Origin of the sequence: Parvibaculum sp. (genome assembly GCF_019635935.1) — a bacterium.
Lineage (GTDB): Bacteria > Pseudomonadota > Alphaproteobacteria > Parvibaculales > Parvibaculaceae > Parvibaculum.
The window spans coordinates 1-2,870 of the sequence record NZ_JAHBYN010000011.1 but is presented as its reverse complement, the minus strand read 5'-3'; the positions used below and the strand labels follow the sequence as shown (position 1 = coordinate 2,870).

The window sequence follows — 2,870 nt, the reverse complement described above, 5'->3', positions numbered from 1 at the left end:
GCCTACGAGGCCTATGAGGCAAAGGCCGCGCGCGGTGAGATGAAGGTGTTCAAGCAGGTGAGGGCGCTCGACCTCTGGCGGCGCATGCTGACCATGTTGTTCGAGACCGGCCACCCCTGGCTCACCTTCAAGGATCCCTGCAACATCCGCTCGCCCCAGGGGCACGCGGGCGTCGTGCATTCCTCGAACCTCTGCACCGAGATCACGCTGAACACCTCCCATGACGAAGTGGCCGTCTGCAATCTCGGCTCAGTCAATCTCGCGGCCCATGTCACGGCTGACGGCCTCGATATGGAGAAATTGGCGCGCACGGTCAAAACCGCGATGCGCATCCTCGACAATGTCATCGACATCAACTTCTACACGATCCCCGAGGCGCGCCGGTCGAACCTGCGTCATCGGCCGATCGGCCTTGGCCTGATGGGCTTCCAGGACGCCCTGCAGACCCTGCGCATTCCCTATGGCTCGGACGCGGCCGTTTCCTTCGCGGATGCGAGCATGGAAGCCATCTCGTTCCACGCTATAGCTTCCTCCGTCGATCTGGCAGCCGAGCGCGGGCGCTATTCATCCTTCGAAGGGTCGCTGTGGTCACGCGGCATCCTGCCGATCGATTCCGTCGGCCTCCTGGCCGAGGCGCGCGGCACTGCAACGCGTGACGGGGTTTTCGACCGCTCGTCGAAGCTCGATTGGGAGACGTTGCGCCAGCGGGTGGTCACGACCGGCATGCGCAATTCCAACACGATGGCGATCGCGCCCACCGCGACGATCTCCAATATCTGCGGGGTCAGCCAGTCGATCGAGCCCGCCTACCAGAACCTCTTCGTGAAATCGAACATGTCGGGCGATTTCACCGTGGTGAACGCCGCGCTGGTGCGCGACCTCAAGGCGCGCGGCCTGTGGGACGAGGTGATGGTGTCGGATCTCAAATATTTCGACGGCAGTGTCGGCCAGATCGACCGGGTGCCCGACGATCTCAAGGCGCTCTACGCGACGGCTTTCGAAATCGACTCGGCCTGGCTGATCGAGGCGGCCGCGCGCCGGCAGAAATGGATCGACCAGTCGCAGTCGCTCAATCTCTACATCGCCAATCCGTCCGGGCGTAAGCTCGACACGCTCTATCGCCTGGCGTGGCAGCGCGGCCTGAAGACCACCTACTACCTGCGCTCGCGCTCCGCGACCCATGTCGAGAAATCGACGCTGAAGGGCACCGACGGCAAGCTCAACGCGGTTTCCGCGGTGGTGCCGGCTGCTGCGCCCGCGGCATCGCCGATCTTTGTCGCCGACGCACGTAAAGCGAGTGATGTGGCGGCAGGTGAGGCTGAACTCGGCGCCGCCTGGGGCAAGGCCTGCGCGATCGACGACCCCGACTGCGAAGCCTGCCAATAGGAAGAGCGCCTCCCTCTCTCCGCCAAGTCGGCTATCGCCAACTTGGCGTTGTTCAAGCTCAACACGGCAACAGTCATGTTGAGCGGGAGAGGGTTGGGGTGAGGGGGTGAGTGAGGGCCATAGCCCCACATGACAAGACATTTGGAGAATAAAAGAATGCTCGATTGGTCAGAGCCGAAGGCCACAGCCGCGCTCCCATTCCAGCCCTTGCCGTCCGGCCAGCAGCCCGCTGGCGACGCCACCGGCCTCGGCGCCATCGATCGCGGAGGCGGGCGCGTCACCGTCGACGACAAGGCGATGATCAACTGCCGCGCCGACGTGAACCAGCTGCTGCCGCTCAAGTATAAATGGGCCTGGGAGAAGTATCTCGCGGGTTGCAACAACCACTGGATGCCGACCGAGGTTTCCATGCAGGCCGATATCGCCTTGTGGAAATCACGCGAAGGCCTGACGGACGACGAACGCCGGGCGATCAAGCGCAATCTCGGCTTCTTCGCGGCGTCCGAAAGCCTTGTGGCCAACAACATCGTGCTGGCCATCTATCGGCATCTCACCAATCCCGAATGCCGGCAGTATCTGTTGCGCCAGGCCTTCGAGGAGGCGGTCCACACGCATACCTTCCAGTATATCGTGGAGAGCCTCGGCCTCGACGAGGGCGAGCTGTTCAACATGTATCGGGAGGTGCCATCGATCACCGACAAGGCGGCCTGGGCGCTGAAGCACACGCAGCATCTCGACGACCCCGACTTCAAAACCGGCACGCCGGCGGCGGACCAGGCCTTCCTGCGCGATCTCGTGGCCTTCTATGTCGTGTTCGAGGGCATGTGGTTCTACACAGGCTTCGCGCAGATCCTGTCGCTGGGGCGGCGCAACAAGATGGTCGGCATCGCCGAACAGTACCAGTACATCCTCAGGGATGAGAGTATTCATCTCAATTTTGGCATCGACGTCATCAACCAGATCAAGCACGAGAACCCGCATCTCTGGACGTCGGCCTTCCAGGATGAGGTGCGCGGCATGCTGCGCGAGGCGGCGGAACTCGAGGCGGCCTATGGGCGGGATACCATGCCGCGCGGTTTCCTCGGCCTGAACGCCGTGCTCTGCGAACAGTACATGCATTTCATCGCCAACCGGCGCTGCGCCCAGCTCGGCCTTTCGCCGGTGTTCGCCGAGACGGACAACCCCTTCCCCTGGATGTCGGAGGCTATGGACCTCAAGAAGGAGAAGAACTTCTTCGAGACCCGGGTTATCGAATACCAGAGCGGCGGCGCTCTGAGCTGGGATTGATTCCGCGGGGGAATGGCGCCGCGGACGCGAAATGCCGTCGGCGCCGGGGACCTTGGAGCGCTGGAAGCGTCCGTTAAAAACAATCAGCTTTCGAGGCTGGACTTTCTCGGGCTTGCTATGGCAAATAGCTGCCCATGGCGACGGCTTCGTCGCTGCGTGCGGGTGTGGTGGAACTGGTAGACGCGCCGGACTCAAAA

Annotated in this window: 2 protein-coding genes; both read left to right on the top strand. The window is 62.7% G+C overall.

The features are described from left to right. On the top strand, nt 1-1,386 hold a 1,386-nt coding region (locus KF719_RS18100; protein WP_293510820.1), incomplete at its 5' end, for a ribonucleoside-diphosphate reductase subunit alpha. 156 nt (nt 1,387-1,542) lie between these two features. Continuing rightward, the gene (locus KF719_RS18095; RefSeq protein WP_293510818.1) at nt 1,543-2,673 is read left to right on the top strand and encodes a ribonucleotide-diphosphate reductase subunit beta; all 1,131 of its coding nucleotides are present in this window, start codon (nt 1,543-1,545) and stop codon (nt 2,671-2,673) included. The last annotated feature ends 197 nt before the right edge of the window (nt 2,674-2,870 follow it).

Bases quoted from the DNA above. Each gene is read 5' to 3' on its own strand.
- KF719_RS18095 (WP_293510818.1), top strand. From the start codon at position 1,543: ATGCTCGATTGGTCAGAGCCGAAGGCCACAGCCGCGCTCCCATTCCAG.